This is a genomic window from Jezberella montanilacus (genome assembly GCF_003003055.1).
GTDB classification, from domain to species: Bacteria; Pseudomonadota; Gammaproteobacteria; order Burkholderiales; family Burkholderiaceae_B; genus Zwartia; species Zwartia montanilacus.
Genome location: NZ_PVTV01000012.1, coordinates 365979 through 385221, shown reverse-complemented (window position 1 = coordinate 385221; position 19243 = coordinate 365979). Strand labels below are relative to the sequence as shown.

The following is a 19243-nucleotide window of genomic DNA, read 5'->3' as shown; positions in this document are numbered from 1 at the left end:
CGCTGCTGTTGACCATGAGACATCAGCTCAAATTTGTACGCTTGCAATCGCTTCATGCTGTGATTATATACAGCAGTCTGTGTATTCACAAGATAGCAACATCTAGGACAGCTACGCTGTCCGTGCTATTCATCCTCGCCCTGAACGCCGAGGTTTTCCGCACAATTTGATAATTGAAAATATTTAAAAGCAACAGCACTTTCGGTCATTTGCTTCACTTATTGCACTTATTGCACTTGTGAGATTATAGTAATGGCGTGCCTACGTAAATTACTAAACACGTTAAAACAGAACATCACAAGAGAGCACCATGAGCACAATCATCGACAGGGACAGACTTGTCCCGCCTACTTTAAATGATAGCGAAACTGAAATGGTGAAGACCGCAGAGAGAATGATCATGGCTTGCCTTGATCACTCTCGAGCAGCAACTATCACGATAGAAAGTGATGATGGCTCTTGCCCGAGCGTCCAAGTACCAACTCAAATTTTGCGAGTTCTTGGTCAAACGCTTGGGCTTATGGCTCGCAACCACCCAGTCATGCTTGTCCCAGAAAAGCAGGAGCTAAGCACGGTTGAAGCAGCTAACTTCTTGAATGTCTCTCGACCATTTGTCATCAAAGAGATCGAAGCGGGCAGATTAATGCATCGGATGGTTGGTACGCACCGTCGTATCAGATTTGCAGACCTGATGGACTACGCAAAAACGATGCGCATCACACAACAAAAAGCCCTCGACATGAAGGCAGACAACGCACGCGAGCTCGGCCTCGAATATTGACAAGAATAAATAATGGCTGGGCACAATCGATACACCGCACTTCTGGACGCAAACGTTTTGTATTCGGTTGCTATTTCTGATGCCTTAATGGAAGTCGCGGCAACAGGAATTTATGCAGCGAAATGGTCTAAAGCGATTGATGATGAGTGGGTTAGAAATCTGGCTAAAAACAAAAACAGAGCAGAGGCTGACTTTCATGCGCGTCGAGATTTGATGCATGACGCTTGTCCTGACTGGGAAGTACTGGAAGAAGCCTGGAAGCTAATTGAGCCTTGCCTTTCGCTTTCCGATATAAACGATCGGCATGTCCTAGCAGCCGCAATTGCAGGACACGCCGACTCAATCGTGACGATCAACATCAAGGACTTTCCATCATCAATACTGCATCCACTGGGTATTACTGCCCTACATCCAGACGAATTCTTGCTTCAGCAACTACAACTGGAACCCTTGGTTGTCCTGCCCGCATTTAAAGCGATGCGTGCTCGCCTCAAAAACCCTGCCTTCACGCCCGAAAAGTTTGTTGATGCAATGGAGCGTAACGGGTTGATACAGACCGCAAGTTTTTTGGAACAAGCATTGCAATTGATTTAAATGCGAACCATCATGCAACAGCGACACCCGCCGCATGGGCCTGCTCATCGGCGTGATATGACGATCTCACCATCGCCCCCACTGCCGCGTGCTGAAAGCCCATGGCGTACGCTTCTTTTTCGAACATCTTGAACGTATCAGGATGGACATAACGAAGTACAGGCAGATGATGCTGCGACGGCTGTAAATATTGCCCGATCGTCAACATATCCACATCATGTGCGCGCATGTCGCGCATCACCTGAAGGATCTCTTCATCGGTCTCACCTAAACCAAGCATCAGACCTGATTTAGTTGGTGTCTCAGGATGGCGTGCTTTAAATTCTTTTAATAGTTTCAACGAGTGTGCGTAATCAGACCCAGGCCGAGCTTGCTTGTATAACCGTGGCACCGTCTCAAGATTATGGTTCATCACATCAGGTGGGCCACCATCAAGGATTTCGAGGGCGCGATCAAGACGGCCTCGAAAATCAGGCACCAGCACCTCAATACGCGTGAGGGGCGATAACGCCCGAACCTGATTAATGCATTCAACAAAATGGGCTGCACCACCATCGCGCAGATCATCACGATCAACCGAGGTGATCACCACATAATTCAATTTCAGCGCCGCGATGGTTTTTGCAAGATTGACCGGTTCGTCCACATCAAGCGGATCGGGCCGACCGTGGCCCACATCACAAAACGGGCAACGGCGCGTGCACTTGTCGCCCATGATCATGAAGGTCGCCGTGCCTTTGCCAAAGCACTCGCCGATGTTGGGGCATGAAGCCTCTTCGCACACCGTGTGTAAATTGTGCTCACGCAAAATCTGTTTAATGCTGTTGAAGCGCGACCCCGCTGGCGCGACTTTCACACGAATCCAATCAGGTTTTTTTAAACGCTCGGCGGCCACCACTTTGATGGGGATACGAGAAGTCTTGGCCTCTGATTTCTGTTTTTTGGTTGCATCGTACCCAGCATCGGGCTGCGCATCGTACGTGCTCGAAGCAATGGGAGATTTAACCGCGGAATCTGTCTGATCTGTCGACATAGTGTTTCAACGCCTTAATTGTTTATTTTACCCGCAGCCCGCAGTGCTGGACGATCTGTTGCGACAAGGCCTCTGCAACCTCGTCCCAACTCGCCACGACCCCACACGAGGCCATGCTTACCGTCTGCAAACCCTCGTAACCACAGGGGTTAATCCCCAAAAAAGGGGTCAAATCCATATCGACGTTCAGGGCAACCCCGTGATACGTGCAGCCATGGCGAACTTTCAGACCCAAAGCCGCAATTTTGGCAAACTCAACGGGATGAGGCACATAGATACCTGGCGCACCCGCCCTACGACTGGCAGTACTCAAACCAAACTGCTCAAGCGTATCAATCACCGCTTGTTCTAGTTGATTAACCATGTCTTTGACATAGCGTTTTGAGCGTCTCAGATCAGCCAGAACATAAACAACGACCTGCCCCGGCCCGTGATAAGTGACCTGACCACCCCGGTCGGTCTGAACCACCGGTATGTTCGCCGCATTCAGAATATGTTCTGGTTTACCGGCCTGCCCCAGGGTGTAGACGGGGTTGTGCTCGACGATCCAGGTTTCGTCAAAAGTGTCTTGATCCCGTTTGGCCGTGAAATCCTTCATGGCATCCCACACCGTCACATAATCAACTGGGCGGGGCCACCGCACTTAAAGCACCACCTTCACCATGTGATGGCCGTGCACAGCACGGTAGAGCGCATCGAGCTGCTCACGCGACGTCGCTTTGACCGTGAAGGTAAGGCCCATGTAATTGCCGCTTTTGCTTGGCCGAAACTCTATCGTCACCGGATCAAAATCGGGATCAAATTGCTTCACGACCTCAGTTAAGGTCTGAGCAAAATCAGCGTGGTGTTTCCCCATCACCTTGATGGGAAAATCGCACGGATAGCTGATCAAGGAGTCCTGGGCCTCGGGTGCACCGACCTCCTTGGGCGCGTCAGCAGGATGCAGCGCTTTAAAAGCAGTCGGTGCTTTGGGCGCTTGGGTCATTTCAATGCGGCGATCTGTTCGTCGTACGCGGTTCGCAACAGTTTATAGACGGGGCCCGGTTTGCCATCAGCAACTGGCTTGCCGTCGTATTCGACCACTGGCAGCACTTCGCGGGTTGCCGACGAAACGATGAGTTCGTCAGCTGCTTCAACTTCAGCCTGCGTAATGGGACGCAACTCAAAAGGGATATTCGCAGCTTTGGTGAGTTCTTCAAGCAAACCGTAACGAATGCCTTCGAGCACCAGATTGTTTTTAGGTGCTGCCAACAACTTGCCGTTTTGTACCAGCCAGATATTGCATGAGCCGCCTTCAGTCAGGAAACCATCCCTGAACTGCGCCACTTCATCCACACCTGCATCAACTGCAGCTTGTTTAGCCAAGCAATTGCCCAGCAAGGATACGGATTTGATATCGCAGTGCAACCATCGCATATCGGGCATGCTGATGAGCTTCAACCCTTTCTCGCGCACGGCGGCACTGGGTACCGACATGGGTGAGGCCATACCAAATACCGTCGGCGTCACCTCAGGCACGGGGAAAACATGATCCCGCTTAGCCACGCCACGCGTGATTTGTAAATAAACCATGCACATTTCATCAGGCGACTGGGCGATGAGTGTCTCAATCAGTTCTATCCATTGCGCACGTGTTTTGGGTGGCGTGATCCGCAATTTAGCCAAACTGCGATCCAGTCGATCCAGATGTTGAGACATCCGAAATGGCTTGCGGTAATAAACCGGCACGACTTCGTAGATGCCGTCACCAAAAATAAAGCCGCGATCCAGCACCGATACTTTCGCCCCTGACAACGGGCCGAAGGCGCCATTGAGGTATACGGTCGGATCACCCGAAACGCCTTGGATCAACAGATTCTCAACCATACTTATCCCTTTGCCGCGCAGTTATTGCGCAAGTTGTTAATGTCTATTTGCCGATTAATAGAACCACAATTTAACGGCATCAACCATACGGCCAAAAAATCCAGCGCGTGGCACTGCAGTCAAGACTTCAAGTGGCTGGGCACGTAAAACTTTGCCATCCAGCATCAACGTCAAGTGACCTACCTTCTGACCCTCTTCAAGCGGTGCAAGCAAGGGATCGGGACGAGTTGCCATCGGTTTGATGTCGCCTACCTTACCCTTAGGAACCGTCACAACAATCGGTTCAAGGCTACCCAGTTTGGTGCTTTCTGCATCGCCTTTCCAAACCCGCGCTTCAACTACAGGCTGACTCTTGCCGAACAACTTCACCGTATCAAAATTCTGGAAAGACCAGTTCAAAAGCTTCAAACTTTCTTCAGTGCGCGCCGTCCTCGTCTCGGCACCAACCAGCACCGTTAAGACTCGACGATCACCACGCAAGGCCGTCGCGACCAAGCAATAACCTGCTGCATTAGTAAAACCAGTTTTCATGCCATCGACAGTTGGGTCAGTCCACAACAAGCGATTGCGGTTCGTCTGCTTGATCTTGTTGTAGACAAACTCTTTCATCGAGTAGTACTTGAAGTAGTCTGGGTGATCAACAATGAGGGCGCGTGCCAGGATAGACAAATCGCGCACAGTGGTCACGTGCGACGGGTCGGGCAACCCATCCGGGTTGGTGAAATTCGAATTCACCATCCCTAAGCGTCTTGCCTCTTTGTTCATCGACTCGGCAAAGGTTGCAACGCTACCCCCGGTGGCTTCAGCGAGCGCGACAGCGGCGTCGTTGCCAGATTGAATAATCAAGCCTTTCAGTAATTCATCAATCGTCACGGGCTTGCGTGGCTCGATAAACATGCGTGAGCCACCAGTCTTCCAAGCCAGCTGGGATACGGGCACATCTTGCTCGAGCGTCAGTCGCTTTTCTTTGAGCGCATTAAAAACAAGATAAGCCGTCATGATCTTGGTCAACGACGCTGGCTCGACCTTTTGATCTGGGTTGGACATGGCGATGATCTGACCCGTGACCACATCAACTGACACCCAAGCCCGAGCAGAGAGTGCCGGAACCGGGATGGCGGACAATTCACTCACGCTTGCAATTGGCGCTGCTGGTGCTGGCGTCACCGGTGCTGCCGCCTTGACGTTGGTTACCGCGTTTGGATTGACGGTCAGCGCCATCAAAAACGCCGCACAAACTAAAAATCTGGCCAGTGGCTTTTCGCTCTGGACACGCGCAACCAATGATTGAAAAGAATTCGATTCGAACTGTTTATTGGTTGTCATGATGCCTATCCAAACTAAAACGTCATTATAGGCAAGCCTTGATCCGGTTCAGGATAATTTGCCTCAGCACAAGTAACTTGCCATGAAAAAAATGACCTGCCTCTGGGATCACGACGATGGGCATCGCTACTGTACGAGCCCACTCCATGACCTCTGACAGTGGGACGACGTCGTCGTCTTCACCGTGAATGACCAAAGCATCTTCAGGAGCGCGTGCCTCTGCATGCCTGAAACGCAGCGCAGCCGAGCCTGTCAAAATGACCAGATCCGGCAGGTTTTTTGCTTCTGCCGTCCATTTTGCATAGAGTTGCAAGCCGATTGACGTGCCAAACGAGAAGCCGCCTAAAATCCATTTGCCCGCAGCAATATCGGGGTAACGGACCCGAAACTGCTCAACGAGTGCCGCCATATCCAGAAGCTCGCCCTTGCCATGATCAAACTCGCCAGCTGAGCCGCCAATACCCCGGAAATTAGGCCTCACTGCCACCAAGCCCAGCTGGACGCAGGCTCGTGAAATCGTGGTCACCACTTTGTTGTCACGCGTGCCACCTTGGGACGGATTAGGGTGCAAGACCAAGGCCCAGCCCAAGGGCGTGTCGTCAGGCCAATCGAGTGCGCAATCGATAACGCCGGCTAAGCCATCAAACGTTGTTAATTCAGTATGTGCGGGCATTGTATTAAGGCTTTAGTTGATCAGACGCCCATTTTGCCACTTGTTCGGTCGCCTGATCGGTCGCTTGCCGCAAAGCATCTGCACCGCCCGGGGCATCCTGTGTGGCAGCAGGCACTTGAATATCGACCAGGCGCTGATCCAGTACCTTGCCGTCTTTGACCAGAACGGCTTGCAGAGTGAGTGCACCAACGCTAGATGAACCATCTGCTGCAAAAAACTGCTCGAAACGTTGCAAGTTTAAGCGGATCTGAGGCAAATCGCCCCCGACATTCTGAGGCAAAACAGCCCCCTGCAAGGATAGCCGCTCAATAAGGCGCTGGTTTAAGAGTCTGGCTGGCGGCGCAGCCCACTGATAAGTCGCGTACGCTTGCGGCTGCCCTGCATGGCCGACACGCCAGATCACTGCTGTGTCGACGAGCAAGGCAGAGGCTGTCGCTTCTGGGACGACAACCGGTGCGTTTCTCGGCAAGGCCATCTTGTTCATCACGCCGGGGCCAGTACCCAGATCCAGTTGACGAGCGGCCTGACCCAGTTTGCCTGCCGTGCAAGCACAGAGCAAACAGGTCATCGCACACGCTAATCCGACGCAAAACCGACGCCCATATTGTTTAACCAAACTCATCATTTTTAATGTCCTTTTGCTCAACGAGAATTGCCGCCGAATCCAGAAAACCCTGGTTCGCCAGGGCCGGGCAAGGCAGCAGGCGCACCAAACAGTAACGACTGCGGCGATTGCCCCAACTGTCGGGTAGTTGCGGCAAAGCTGCGTGCGGCGTCACCCACGCTCACCGACAATACTGCTAAATCTGGCAGGGTCGAGCTCTGTACTTGGGCCACACTTTGTCTCAACGCGAGCAAACTGCGCGCAGCCTCGTGCAAAGGGCCGTTTGGTGCATTGATTACATTGATCGATTGTTGAGCGCTAGCAGTCAAGGTACTAACTCGATCCACTGTCGTGGTTACCGACTCAATCAACCCGGGCAGCTTTTTAAGGCTCGGGTCAAGGGCTCGCAAGGTGTCATTGAGCGTGCCTGTGGCCACCGCTATGTTTTGCATGGTTTTCTGAAACGCCAAGGCGTTCTCCGAACTTGTGAATTTCTCGAATTGACTAAGTACTCGCTCAGCCGAACTGATCATGCCACTGCCTTGAGACTGCAGTCTTTCCCAGAAGCTTGGGCGCATCGGGATGGTCTGAATATCCTCCGCTGAGGACATCAACCGGGTCGGGACATCCCCATTGTCACGCAGTTCAATGTTCGAGATCCCCGTGACACCTGAGGTCACGAGTTCAGCCCAAGTGCCCAGGGTAATGGGCGCAGCGGGATCGACGCCAATTTTGATACGAACCTGGCCAGGCTTGTTGGGGATAAAGCGCATCGAATCGACCCTTCCGACGGGCACGCCCTGATAGCGCACCTGAGAGGAGGTCGATAAGCCAGTCACCGGCGAAGTCGACACCAGTTCATAGGGGCTAAGCGGGATGTTCTTTTTGCTGATCCAGATGGCGGCAGCAATACCGCCTATCGTGAGGATCAAAGCAAACAAGCCGGCCATCAGCGCGTGGCTACGGTTTTCCATTTATACCTTCCTTGGCGTCCAATCGCCCCAACGTGCGTTCGCCGCGTTCACTATGAAAAAATGCTTTGATAAACGGATGATCAAGTTGCATCACATCCTCGAGACTACCCTGCACCAGCACTTTTTTTTCTGCCAGCACAGCCACCCGCGTTGATAAGTCGCGAATGGTATCCAAATCATGCGTGACCATAATCACCGTAAATCCGAGCTGACGATGCAAGGTGTTGATCAGCTTGACGAACTCGTCCGAGCGCTGTGGATCCAGGCCTGCTGTCGGTTCATCTAAAAACAATAGTTCTGGGTCGAGCGCCAGCGCACGCGCCAGGGCGACTCGTTTAACCATCCCCCCCGACAGGTTGGACGGCATCAAGAGCGCATCTCGCTCTTTCAAACCCATCCAGCTCAGCCGCATCATGACGACATCGCGAATCAGATCTTCGGGCAGATAATGTAGCTCGCGCAAGGGCAGCGCCACGTTATCAAAAACCGATAGCGCAGAAAACAAAGCACCCGACTGAAAGAGCATCCCCCAACGATGCGTCAGGGCAACTCGCTTTGCCCCTTGGTAATCGTGGATTGGTTGACCAAACACGTTGACCGAACCTGACTTGGGACTATCCAAGCCCAGTATTTGCCGCAAGAGCGTTGTTTTACCCGAACCTGAGCCACCGACGAGCGCCAGGATCTCGCCCTGAAAAATTTGCAGAGCCAGATGTTCATGCACCACATGATCACCAAACGCCGTGGTCAAGTCTTTGACGTCAATGACAAGCTTGCCAGCGGGCTTAGCTTCGGCTGCCCGCGTTGGCGTTGGCGTTGGCGTTGGCGTTGGCGTTAGCGTGATCGTATTTGCAGCTGCCGTTGCGGCTGCCGTTGTGGCTGTGGTTGTAGTTGTAGTTGTAGTTGTAGTTGTAGCAACCATGATCACAGATCCAGCTCGTTGATAATGATGGCATAAACAGCATCGATCAGAATAACACCCGTAATCGACGTCACCACTGAAGTCGTCGTGCCACGTCCCAAGCTCTCGGTATTCGGTTCAATTCTCAAACCAAAATGGCAGGCCACCAGTGCGATCCAGATACCAAACGTCACGCCTTTGACATTACCGATCCAGAAGTTGCTGATCCCGATCGCGTCAGGCAGTCGTTGCAGAGACCAAACTATCGATAGCCCGAGCTCGTATTGGGCTGCGAGGATACCGCCGAGCAACGCCATGGTGTCGGTCCACATAATAAGCAAGGGCATGGTGATAGCTAAGGCAATGACACGCGGCATAATCAGACGCTGACCATGCGAAATCCCCATGACCTCCATCGCATCAAGCTCTTGTGTGACTCGCATCACACCGATTTGCGCCGTGATGGCAGAACCTGAGCGCCCTGCGACGATGATGGCGGCCAGAACGGGCCCCAACTCTTTAACGATCGACACGCCGAGCAACTTGATGACGTATTGACCCGCGCCAAACGCGTTGAGCTGCTGCGCCGACAGATACGATAAGACGATCCCGATAAGAAAGCCCACCAGAGCGGTAATGGCGACGGCCTGCGTGCCCGTGCGAAAAACCTGGGCAGAAATTTCACGCCAGGGCCCGTGTTTGGGTCGTAGCAGCATCCCCCAGGCGTTTAAGAGCAAACCACCGAGAAGCGTCAACAACTCGCGACCATTATCGACCGCAACAAATATCGTCTGACCGATATCTCTGATCCAGTCCAACCAATCCAGCCTTGGGATTGGAGGGGGATTCGCAATCGGGTTGGCACTCAACACTTCAAATAAGTCTAGTTGATCCTGGCTCGCCGTCAACTGCGAGGGTAGTTTGCGCTGCCAAGCCTCCCAGATCAACTGGGCTCCAACGGCGTCCATCTGCTCGATTTGAGATAAATCCCAAGCGGTCGAACCCTTGGCTTTGGTCAAGGCACGCTGACGGGTAACGACCTCTTTACGATGCGCAAGCGCTTGAACGTTCCAGTTGCCTGACAAGCGGCAGGCGTCACCGTCGCAAGTAACAGGCGTGGATGGTTTAGGGCTGACGGATATAGCGGTCATTGAATCCTGAGGTTGGGCAGTCACTACCTGATCATAAAACACAAGCTGAGCGATTGTGTGCTCGACCCTACATTAAGTCCCTAAAAGGCATTTGAGGCCTAAAATCGTGACATGCAAATGACATTTCCTACCCCTGCAGCCTTTGAGTCCGAACTTAAAAACCAGCTTAACGGTTTCAGCGAGATTCAATGGGTTCACGCGACAGGATCTACCAACACTGATTTGGTCGAGTGTGTCAAAGCAAGCCGGGGCAACGCACCACAGTCCGACACACCAGGCCGCGGTGCCCTGCTACGTGGATCGCATCAGCAAACAGCAGGCAGAGGCCGTGCTGGGCGCCCTTGGGCCGCAGCTGAAGGTGCCAGCTTGCTGTTTTCGTGTGCGTTTGAAGTGAATCGGCGAATTACTGAACTCGCGGGGCTTTCGCCGGCCATTGGAGTCGCTACCTGCGAAGTGTTGCGAGCGCTCATCAGCCACCCCAAGCAAGCTTCTGAGCAACGTATTGAGCAACCTACCGAGCAACCACCTCTCCCGCAAACAGACGATACCCTGACCAAAGCGAACCGCCTCAAGCTGAAGTGGCCAAATGATATCCAATGGGGCGACGCAAAGCTTGCTGGGATCCTGATTGAAAGTGCAGGGCTTCGCGCCGCATCCGGCGATACTGCACAGTCCAGCCAAGTCGTGATCGGGATAGGTTTGAATTTACGCAATGGGGCGATACTTTCTGCCGCACTTGACCGACCCGTTGCGGACTGGACAGAGATTGCCGGCTCAGCACACGATCCCATCGTACTGGTGAGCCAAATTGCGCACGCGTGGTTACACACAGTTAACACATACGCTGTGCGAGGTTTTAGCGCATTTCAGGCACGCTTTGCTGCGGTCGATGTGCTGGCAGGGCAAGGTGTCAACACCTTTGACCAAGGGCGACTATTATTGACTGGCACCGCTCAGGGTGTCGATGAGCAAGGTCAACTGCTGGTTAATACGCCAACCGGCATCGTGCCGGTATTCGTCGGTGACGTTTCGGTCAGATCTCAAACCGCACAAGGACGTAAACAAAACACATGATTATTCTGCTTGATGTAGGTAATAGCCGGGTCAAACTGGGATGGCAACACCCTTCCATGGGCCGTGAACCAACCGTGCACGCCATTAGCCTGCAGCCTCTGGATGCCTTGACCGGCGCGCTCACCAAATGGCTTGATCGCTTACCGATGCAGCCTACTGCCGCCATGGGCGTCAATGTCGCGGGTAACGTCGTGGCTCAAGCCATTGGCACTGCACTTGCGTCGGTCGGCTGCAAAATCCAATGGATACTGCCAAGTGCCGCTGCGCTCGATGTGCAAAATGGCTACACACCACCCACACAACTCGGTGCAGATCGCTGGGCGGCTTTACTGGGCTTGGCAGGGCATTTTCCTGGGGCACATGCGCCCTTGATTCTGGCTACTTTCGGCACGGCGACAACGATAGATACATTGTCACCCGACAATATTTTCCAGGGGGGGCTCATTTTGCCAGGGCCTGCGCTGATGCGACAATCGCTTGCGCAGGGCACTGCCAACCTGCCGCTGGCTGATAGCGCCAGTAACGACTATCCAAAACACACGCTGCAAGCGATCGCTTCAGGGGTCGTAGCGGCGCAGGCAGGTGCTGTGCTTCGTCAATGTCAGATCGCCCGCAAACACTTTGGCGCAGATCCTATCTTGTGCGTCAGTGGTGGGGGCTGGCTTGAGGTCGAGGTTGAAGTGCGTCGGATGATGCCTGACCTTAACCCTGTTTTCCTGATTAACCCCGTTCTTGACGGCGTAGCCAGACTCGCCAATCAACCAGGCTAACACTCAAACGAGCGGTTCGAGTTGACGCGTCAGTGACCGCGCCCTAAGATAGCTTATGCGTATCGTATTTGTTCTTATTCTGCTGGTTAATTTAGGCGTCTTTGCCTTGGGGCAAGGCGTGTTTGGTGCGGCGCCAGCCGATAAAGGGCGCTCAACCAAAGGTGCACCCGAAGCTCAGTTGAATCCTGAAGCGGTTGTTATTGCCCCAGGGCGTTTTCAAACTCGGTAATCTGCTCGAGCGTTCGCTTCGTCGCACCCTTATGCTGGGCTACCCAAGCCTTGGCTTTTTGACCTCGTTGCTCGAGGCTAACAGGATCGCCCAACCACTCAAAGGCCTGAATCAAGGCTAAGGCTGTGGTTGACTGTGCTGTCTTTTCAGCAGAGTTCGCATCATCACTGTGACCTGTGATTTGCACAGCAACACCTTGCGCAACAGCATCATGCACGGCGTCTTTAAAGTTATAGGTGTGAGGGCCCACTATCACTGGGGCGCCTACAGCACAAGGTTCAATAAGATTTTGCCCGCCAAACGGCGCGAAGCTACCGGCAACAATGGCAATATCGCTGGCGGCGTAAAAGAAGGGCATTTCACCCACAGTATCGGCCAAAATCACCTGTAAATCAGCAATATACGGCACTGATGGACTATCGCGCCGAATCACAGACCATCGCGCATAACGAAGACCTGCCTCATCCAGATGACTAGCTGCCTCGTCAAAGCGCTGCGGATGGCGTGGGATCAAGAAAAACAAGGCTCGGGTCTGTTTCGTCAGCAAGCGTTTCAAGGCTTGGGCAAACAACACGTCTTCACCGTCTCTCGTGCTGGCGATCGCGATCACTGGCCGATCAAGCGCAATACGCCAGTGGCGTCCAGTCTCAATGGCAACCTCAGGCAGTTGAAGATCAAACTTCATATTGCCAAGCACCAGGACATTGCGAACCCCGATTTCGAACAAACGGGCTGCATCTTCTGCTGTCTGCGCCAGGACTAAGTCGAGGCTGGTATAGGCATCCCGCAGGAGCGATCCAAAAAAGCGTTCGATCTGATGAACGTGCTCAAGCGCTTGCTGACTAAAGCGTGCGTTCACCATCAACATCGGGATGCCACACAGCTTGGCCTGAGCGATGAGGTTGGGCCACACTTCACGCTCAACCAACAGGCCTAAGCGCGGGTGGTAACGTTCAAAAAAATCACGGGTTGCCCCCGGGAAGTCATAGGGCACCCATTGCTGTCGCAATTGTCCTGCAGCGATTTCATCAGCAAACAGTCGCGCCCCTTCGGCCCGACCGGTTGGAGTCATATGCGTCAACAAGACGCGGTCACCTTGTGCCAGCAAGCCACGGATGAGAGTCGCTGCGCCGCGAGTCTCGCCCAGACTGACTGCGTGTACCCAAACAGGACGAGGCCCATCCCACGGTTGCGTGTAATGGCCAAACCGCTCAGCGCAAAGGATTTCCCAGTTAGCCCCTGCCCGACGGGCGCGCCAAAACATGCCTGCCCACACAAAAGGGGCAACCAACCACAATACCGCCGAATAAATCGCAAGCAACATAGTTCAATACTAATCGAGGATCTGTGACAAAGCGCCCAGTACCGCCTCACGAGTGGGAGGGCACCCTCTGTCACCCAGACTCGCGGTAAACCCAGCGCCGACCAGAGGAGTGCGCACGGGCGTTGAGGCCTTGTAAATCGCGATAGTCGGTCGCCCTAGCGCGGCAGAGAGATGGGTCAAACCACTATCCAAGCCCACCATCAAAGTCGATGCCGCCAAGCAGCGAGCGACGGCGTTCAAATCCATTCGTGGCAAAACTTCTGCCTGGCTACGGCCAGCAATCAGCGCTTGCGCCCGCTGCGTCTCAGCCTCGTTGCCCGCCAAAACTTTAAGCGACATCCCGGCAACTGCCAAGCGATCGAACACAGCATGCCAATCTTCGACCGGCCACAATTTGTCCTCGCGGCTGGCAGAGGGCATGATGACCGCGTAAGAGGCCTGCTTGCTACGGTCAAGCGCACCCTGCTGCTCAAACGACTGCAAACCAAAATTCGGGGGGCCCTCGAACTCATAGCCAAACGTCGCAGCCGCCAACAGGCGCTGACGGGTCACCGCTGGTTGCCAAAACTTAACCCGATGTCTGACATCGTAAAACAAAGATGCCAAGGGTTCGCGCGCTGAGCTGAAATCCAGTCCGTGACGAACACCAGTGGTCATCCGTACAAGCCAGATCGATTTCAGCAAGGCCTGCATATCGAGCACCAAGTCATAATGCTTAGCGCGCAACTTCTCTCTGAGTGCTTTGCGTTCTTGCCTGACTTCTGCCGACCACCACGACTTGCGCCAGCGGCGATGAGAAACCGCAATGACCTCATGCACGGCAGGATGCCAACTGGGTATCAGCGCCAGGGCTTCTTCAGCCAACCAATCAATCTGAGCCTCGGGCAGCTGTTTCGCGATATCAGAAATCGCTGGCAACATATGCACCAGGTCCCCCAGCGACGAGGTTCTGACAATCAGAATTCTCTTTACCATCAAGGTTTGCCTTGTTGCACCACGACAGGGGTCGTCAAAGGCATCGTTGCCAACACTTGTTTCAAAACCATATCCACACCCATCTGCCAGTTTGGCAACACAATCCCAAAATTCTGACGAATTTTATCGGTGTTCAGCTGCGAATTGAGCGGACGAATCGCGGCAACGGGATAATCTTTTGTGTTGATCGGGCTTATCGCTTGCGGATTTATCTTGATCGCAAGCCCTGCCTCTCTGGCCTTGCTTATCACATAGTGAGCATACTGATGCCACGTGACTGCTCCCGCAGCGACCAAATGATAAATACCCCAGCGCGAGTCATCCGCCGGCGCAGCAAGCATTTCTGTCAACACTTGCGTGGTCGTCTGTGCAATCAGGGCAGCGCTCGTCGGCGCGCCCCACTGATCGGATACCACTTGTAATTGATCCCGGTCTTGCGCCAGACGCAACATGGTTTTTAAAAAATTGCCGCCATGCTGACCCAGCACCCAACTGGTTCTAAAAATAAGATGCTTCGGGCAATATTGGGCGATCAGCTGTTCACCCAAAAGCTTGCTTCTACCGTATACCGATTGGGGATTCGTTGTGTCTGTCTCGACGTATTGATGCGTCAGTGGTTTATCACCCGCAAACACGTAGTCGGTCGAATAATGAACCAGGCAAGCACCGCTGGCGTTGGCCGCTTCTGCCAAATACTGAAGGGCATGCGCATTGATCTGCACGGCGAGCTCAGGTTCGGACTCAGCCTTATCCACTGCGGTATAGGCGGCTGCATTGACGATGACCTCAGGGTGATGCGTTTCAAGCACTTGCTCAATATTCGCTTGAAGGTGCGAGGCGTCGCTCAGATCGAGATCCGGGCGAGTCAGGGCAGTCACCTCGCCCAGGGAAGCCAGCGCAAACCTCAGTTCATGACCGAGCTGCCCGTTTGCGCCGATCAACAGGATGCGTGACGTGGCGATTTACTTGCCTCGGAAAACCGGTGCACGTTTTTCGGCAAAGGCGCGTTTACCCTCTTGATAATCATCGCTGGCAAAACAGCCCAAGACCATCGCATTGATCTTTTCAACATCGATATGCGGAGCAATTCTCTGAAACTCGCGAATCGAGGCTTTCGCGGTTTGCAGAGTCAAAGGCGCATTGGCCGCGACCTTAGCCAAATAGGCATCAAGCGTTGCGTCAAGCTCACCGGGAGCCGCCATATACTGAATCAACTTCATGTCCAGTGCTTCAGCTGCAGTAAAGCGAGCAGCCGACAACATAATATTGATCGCTGTTGGGCCACCAACCGTATTGATCAGATTGCGAATCGCGGTGAGGCGGTAACCCAGACCTAATTTGCCGGCAGGAATAGCAAACGAGCTATCGGGCGATGCAATGCGCACATCGCAGCACAAAGAAATATTCAAACCGCCACCAATGCAGTAGCCCTGAATCCGGGCGATCGTGGGTTTGACGAAGTCATAAATCGCCGCTTGGGCGGCTTCACCTACGCGCTCATATTCGGCCACTGCATCGGCTGCTGTGCGAAGTTTTTCAAACTGAGAGATATTGGCGCCGCTAACGAACGCTTTTTCGCCAGCGCCTGTGAGTACCACGGCACGGATATCCTCATCCGCGGCGAAAGCTGCCAGAGCAATCGGGATACCGACCCACATGTCGTACGAGACCGCATTGTGACGGCCTGGATCGTTAAAGGTAATCCAGCCGATCTGACCGCGTTTTTCGACGATGAGGTTTTCGGTAATGACTTTGTCCAGCAATCTAACAGTTGACATTAAAGCGCTCCAAATAGTGTGCGATATCGCGAGATGCCGTTTTCAAGGTGAGTACGCATGATTTGGCGGGCAGCCGCTGCGTCACGCCTAACGATAGCATCCACGATCTGATGGTGCTCGGCTTCAACCTCGTCGGCCCGGTTGGTGCCCACATTGCCGAAGCGAGTCGTGCGCACCGCATTGTGGATCACGTGACTCAAATGACCCATGATTCGGACCACGTAAGGGTTATTCGACGCCTGGGTCACGGCCAAATGAAAATCCAGCGCTGCCTGCGCGGCCAACTCCCAGTCACCCGATGCCTGATCCACCCTTTTCAGGGCAGTTTGTATCTTTTCAAGTTGTTGGCTCGTGCGATTGGTGGCAGCAAGTGCCGCTGCGCCAGACTCGATCTCGACGCGTAATTGATGCACGTGGATCAACTGTGACATTTCGAGAAAATCATCCTGCGATACATCAAAAGGACGCACAGCCAGATCAGCACAAACAAAGGTTCCCACGCCATGACGGGTCTCGACCAGACCCATCAACTTCAGGCGGGCAATCGCTTCGCGGATGACATTACGGCTCACACTGAATTGAGCCCCAAGCTCTTGCTCAGTAGGCAAGCGCTGACCTGCGGCCAGGCTCTCATTGAGAATTCGTGATCTGAGTTGCTCGGCGATTTCATCCGGCAGATTTTCAGGTCGCCCAACGCTATCAAAAGCAGTTGCGGCTTTTGCCTGAACCGAGCCGAAAGCAGCTTTGGATTGAGTTGTGCGTCGTCCAACCGGCGCTTCGCGTCTTGAAGTGTAGACAGTCGATGTAATCGACCCTTTCGTACTGTACATGTACTTTCCCTCTAATTTTTTCAAGTAATCAGTGGCGCCTTCTCTGCTTCTCGTGAGAAATATTATTTTTTTATTTCTGCTTCTTTTTGTCGCATTATTTTCACTATTCGAGAATTTCTGTCAAAAAATGACAGATGTCGGACATCTTACAAGAAAAAACTAAGTTGTTTCAAGTTCATTAACCATATGACTTTAAGGGAAAAATAAAAAATCAACATGCTCGCTAACATAAAACGATTGCTGAGTCTGTGCGACAAGTGTTGATAACCTGCTTAGAAAGATAGTCGCGGACTAGGTCGCGGCAACTCTCACTCACGATCCACAGGGCTAGCCCAACGCTCGGGCTGGCAGCGCTGTGATGTCTGTATTTGCCGAGATCCGCCCCGAGATCTCTGCAGCGGCAGCCATCACTTGCGGGGCGTAATTTTTGAACTGCGCGGGTTGCACGACCGTACTGGAGGCAGCTAGTGCCAAGCTGCCCAGCACCTCACCTTGGTGATTAAACAGGGGAGCTGCGATCGACACAATGCCAGGGTTGTAATCGCCCATCGTCATGCTGTACCCATTTTGACGGATCACTTTTAAACTGGCTTTAAAGTCATCCCAAGCGTGACCTAAGCCAACCGCCGCGATCGCATCGGTATGGCGCGCATAGAGAATCCGCAACTGATGCAGAGGCAGATAGGCAAGAATTGCCTTAGCGGATGCGCCAGCAACAAGTGGGCGACGTTGGCCGCGTGTGAACAAGCCATTGGGCACGTCCCGCCCGCGTGTCTGTTGAACACACATAATTGAATCGCTGTACAGAATGCAAAGCAAAGCGCTTTGACCGGTGTCATAGGTCAAGCGCAAACCAATCGGTGAACCTGCAATATAGACAGGATCGCTCTCGCGAGTGACGCGATCGAGCTCCATGATGCGGGGACCCAACATATAGGATCCGTTGGCAACCCGGGCCAGATAGCCCGAGGTATGCAAGACCTTGAGATAGCGATAGCACGTAGACGCGGGCGCACCAAGATGCTGTATCAAATCCTCGGAAGACCACACCGCGCGCTCGGTCGTAAAGACATCCAGCATACTCAACATCTTCTCGAGACTACTCATGTTTGATCATCCGAGTGAACTCCTTGCACAGCCAAATAGCGTAGTAAACATTTCATTGCTCTAGTTTAGCGCTCACTCAAAGGTCCATTTCGACAGGGTTGGCTACAGATCAATGACTGGCGTGAGGTCGTTTTCAAGTCCGTTAAACTGCGAGATCCAGGACATTACCCCTTCATCATCCCTTCATCATGATTCTAGTTACCGGTTGTGCGGGTTTTATCGGCAGTAATTTTGTCCATACTTGGCTGAGTCGACACGACGAAACAGTCGTCAATCTCGACAAGCTGACGTATGCGGGCAATCTGGACAATCTTGCCGCCTTTAAACAGGACGCACGACATGTATTCGTTCGAGGCGATATTGCAGATCGGGCGTTAGTCGCGCAGCTGCTTGAACAATATCAACCTCGCGCAGTCCTCAACTTTGCGGCCGAGTCTCACGTTGATCGTTCGATACACGGACCCGGCGAGTTTATTGAAACCAATGTGACCGGCACCTTCAATTTGCTTGAGTCGGTTAGAGCTTATTGGTCTGACTTAAGCGCACAGCACAAACAAGCGTTTCGGTTTTTGCATGTGTCAACGGATGAAGTCTACGGCACGCTTGGGGCAACAGACCCCGCGTTTACCGAAGACCATCCCTTCGCACCCAATAGCCCCTACGCAGCCAGTAAAGCATCGTCAGATCATCTCGTACGCGCCTGGCACCATACCTACGGTCTACCTGTACTGACCACCAATTGCAGCAACAATTACGGCCCCTACCATTTCCCCGAAAAGCTCATCCCATTGATTATTTCGAACGCACTCGCCGGCAGACCCCTGCCCATTTATGGCGATGGGCAACAAGTGCGCGACTGGTTATTTGTCGAAGATCACTGCCTGGCTATTGAAACAGTGCTTGAAGCAGGTCGGCCAGGTGAAACCTATAACGTGGGTGGCTGGAACGAAATGACCAATCTCGAGGTTGTCAACACGATTTGCGCGCGTCTAAATACCCTGCGTCCCCGTGAGGACGGCAAATCCTATGCAGACCAAATCACCTTCGTGAAAGATCGTCCCGGTCACGACCGTCGCTACGCGATCGATGCCCGCAAAATCGAACGTGAGCTGGGCTGGAAGCCTCAAAACACGTTCGAAACCGGTATCGAGAAAACCGTGCAATGGTATCTTGACCATCCGCAATGGGTCGCCAACGTGACGAGTGGTGCTTATCGTCTGTGGGTTGATCAGCAATATGGTCAATCTTGAGTA

The 19243-nt window shown here is 53.2% G+C and carries 22 protein-coding genes; 6 read left to right on the top strand and 16 right to left on the bottom strand.

All coding sequences use genetic code 11. The features are described from left to right. Positions 1–310 precede the first annotated feature (310 nt). Entirely contained in the window at positions 311–781 is a 471-nt protein-coding gene (locus BCM14_RS07630; protein ID WP_259673489.1) for an excisionase family DNA-binding protein, read from the top strand. A 12-nt stretch (positions 782–793) separates the two neighbouring features. After that, a complete protein-coding gene (locus tag BCM14_RS07625) occupies positions 794–1375 on the top strand; it encodes a PIN domain-containing protein (RefSeq protein WP_106227395.1) in 582 nt (193 codons plus the stop codon). A gap of 10 nt (positions 1376–1385) precedes the next feature. On the opposite strand, the gene lipA is transcribed toward BCM14_RS07625, so the two are convergent. The 10 genes from lipA to BCM14_RS07575 form a co-directional block, all read right to left on the bottom strand. After that, entirely contained in the window at positions 1386–2408 is a 1023-nt protein-coding gene (lipA, locus tag BCM14_RS07620) for a lipoyl synthase (protein WP_106227394.1), read from the bottom strand. 22 nt (positions 2409–2430) lie between these two features. After that, positions 2431–3051 (bottom strand): lipoyl(octanoyl) transferase LipB, encoded by a 621-nt coding sequence (lipB, locus tag BCM14_RS07615; protein ID WP_259673488.1) that lies wholly within the window; start codon positions 3049–3051, stop codon positions 2431–2433. Next, a complete protein-coding gene (locus tag BCM14_RS07610) occupies positions 3052–3393 on the bottom strand; it encodes a DUF493 family protein (protein WP_106227392.1) in 342 nt (113 codons plus the stop codon). Further along, positions 3390–4274, bottom strand: coding sequence for a D-amino acid aminotransferase (locus BCM14_RS07605; protein WP_106227391.1), 885 nt, complete (start codon positions 4272–4274; stop codon positions 3390–3392). Before BCM14_RS07605 ends, BCM14_RS07610 begins: the two co-directional genes overlap by 4 nt. Before the next feature lie 54 nt (positions 4275–4328). After that, complete coding sequence (locus BCM14_RS07600; protein ID WP_106227429.1) at positions 4329–5495, bottom strand: D-alanyl-D-alanine carboxypeptidase family protein; 1167 nt, start codon at positions 5493–5495, stop codon at positions 4329–4331. 130 nt (positions 5496–5625) lie between these two features. Then, positions 5626–6273: an alpha/beta hydrolase gene (locus tag BCM14_RS07595; RefSeq protein WP_106227390.1), complete on the bottom strand. Its 648-nt coding sequence runs from the start codon at positions 6271–6273 to the stop codon at positions 5626–5628. Positions 6274–6277: 4 nt separating this feature from the next. Continuing rightward, entirely contained in the window at positions 6278–6898 is a 621-nt protein-coding gene (locus tag BCM14_RS07590; protein ID WP_106227389.1) for an ABC-type transport auxiliary lipoprotein family protein, read from the bottom strand. Between the two features lie 17 nt (positions 6899–6915). After that, positions 6916–7851, bottom strand: a complete 936-nt coding sequence (locus tag BCM14_RS07585) for an MlaD family protein (RefSeq protein ID WP_106227388.1) — start codon at positions 7849–7851, stop codon at positions 6916–6918. Then, a complete protein-coding gene (locus tag BCM14_RS07580; protein ID WP_106227387.1) occupies positions 7838–8773 on the bottom strand; it encodes an ABC transporter ATP-binding protein in 936 nt (311 codons plus the stop codon). The genes BCM14_RS07585 and BCM14_RS07580 overlap by 14 nt, the downstream gene beginning before the upstream one ends. 2 nt (positions 8774–8775) lie before the next feature. Next, positions 8776–9903, bottom strand: coding sequence for an MlaE family ABC transporter permease (locus tag BCM14_RS07575; RefSeq protein WP_106227386.1), 1128 nt, complete (start codon positions 9901–9903; stop codon positions 8776–8778). Positions 9904–10020: 117 nt separating this feature from the next. Here BCM14_RS07575 and BCM14_RS07570 point away from each other — a divergent pair, with 117 nt between their 5' ends. Genes BCM14_RS07570 through BCM14_RS15275 form a run of 3 tightly spaced genes read left to right on the top strand, consistent with a single transcriptional unit; the run spans position 10021 to position 11976 of the window. Then, a complete protein-coding gene (locus tag BCM14_RS07570) occupies positions 10021–10977 on the top strand; it encodes a biotin--[acetyl-CoA-carboxylase] ligase (protein ID WP_259673487.1) in 957 nt (318 codons plus the stop codon). Next, the gene (locus BCM14_RS07565) at positions 10974–11747 is read left to right on the top strand and encodes a type III pantothenate kinase (RefSeq protein ID WP_106227384.1); all 774 of its coding nucleotides are present in this window, start codon (positions 10974–10976) and stop codon (positions 11745–11747) included. Before BCM14_RS07570 ends, BCM14_RS07565 begins: the two co-directional genes overlap by 4 nt. 55 nt (positions 11748–11802) lie before the next feature. Next, entirely contained in the window at positions 11803–11976 is a 174-nt protein-coding gene (locus BCM14_RS15275) for a hypothetical protein (protein WP_259673486.1), read from the top strand. Here BCM14_RS15275 and BCM14_RS07560 read toward each other — a convergent pair. From BCM14_RS07560 to BCM14_RS07535, 6 genes are all read right to left on the bottom strand, one after another. Next, a complete protein-coding gene (locus BCM14_RS07560; RefSeq protein WP_106227383.1) occupies positions 11945–13300 on the bottom strand; it encodes a 3-deoxy-D-manno-octulosonic acid transferase in 1356 nt (451 codons plus the stop codon). The two genes, BCM14_RS15275 and BCM14_RS07560, sit on opposite strands and share 32 nt — an antisense overlap. A 9-nt stretch (positions 13301–13309) precedes the next feature. Continuing rightward, positions 13310–14275, bottom strand: coding sequence for a lipopolysaccharide heptosyltransferase I (waaC, locus tag BCM14_RS07555; RefSeq protein WP_106227382.1), 966 nt, complete (start codon positions 14273–14275; stop codon positions 13310–13312). After that, the gene (rfbD, locus tag BCM14_RS07550; RefSeq protein ID WP_375318473.1) at positions 14275–15216 is read right to left on the bottom strand and encodes a dTDP-4-dehydrorhamnose reductase; all 942 of its coding nucleotides are present in this window, start codon (positions 15214–15216) and stop codon (positions 14275–14277) included. Before rfbD ends, waaC begins: the two co-directional genes overlap by 1 nt. Positions 15217–15237: 21 nt before the next feature. Continuing rightward, positions 15238–16053: an enoyl-CoA hydratase gene (locus tag BCM14_RS07545; protein WP_106227380.1), complete on the bottom strand. Its 816-nt coding sequence runs from the start codon at positions 16051–16053 to the stop codon at positions 15238–15240. Further along, the gene (locus BCM14_RS07540; protein ID WP_106227379.1) at positions 16053–16883 is read right to left on the bottom strand and encodes a FadR/GntR family transcriptional regulator; all 831 of its coding nucleotides are present in this window, start codon (positions 16881–16883) and stop codon (positions 16053–16055) included. Before BCM14_RS07540 ends, BCM14_RS07545 begins: the two co-directional genes overlap by 1 nt. Positions 16884–17210: 327 nt before the next feature. Then, entirely contained in the window at positions 17211–17990 is a 780-nt protein-coding gene (locus tag BCM14_RS07535; protein ID WP_106227378.1) for an IclR family transcriptional regulator, read from the bottom strand. A 188-nt stretch (positions 17991–18178) separates the two neighbouring features. Here BCM14_RS07535 and rfbB point away from each other — a divergent pair, with 188 nt between their 5' ends. Continuing rightward, positions 18179–19240, top strand: coding sequence for a dTDP-glucose 4,6-dehydratase (rfbB, locus tag BCM14_RS07530; protein WP_106227377.1), 1062 nt, complete (start codon positions 18179–18181; stop codon positions 19238–19240). Positions 19241–19243 lie beyond the last annotated feature (3 nt).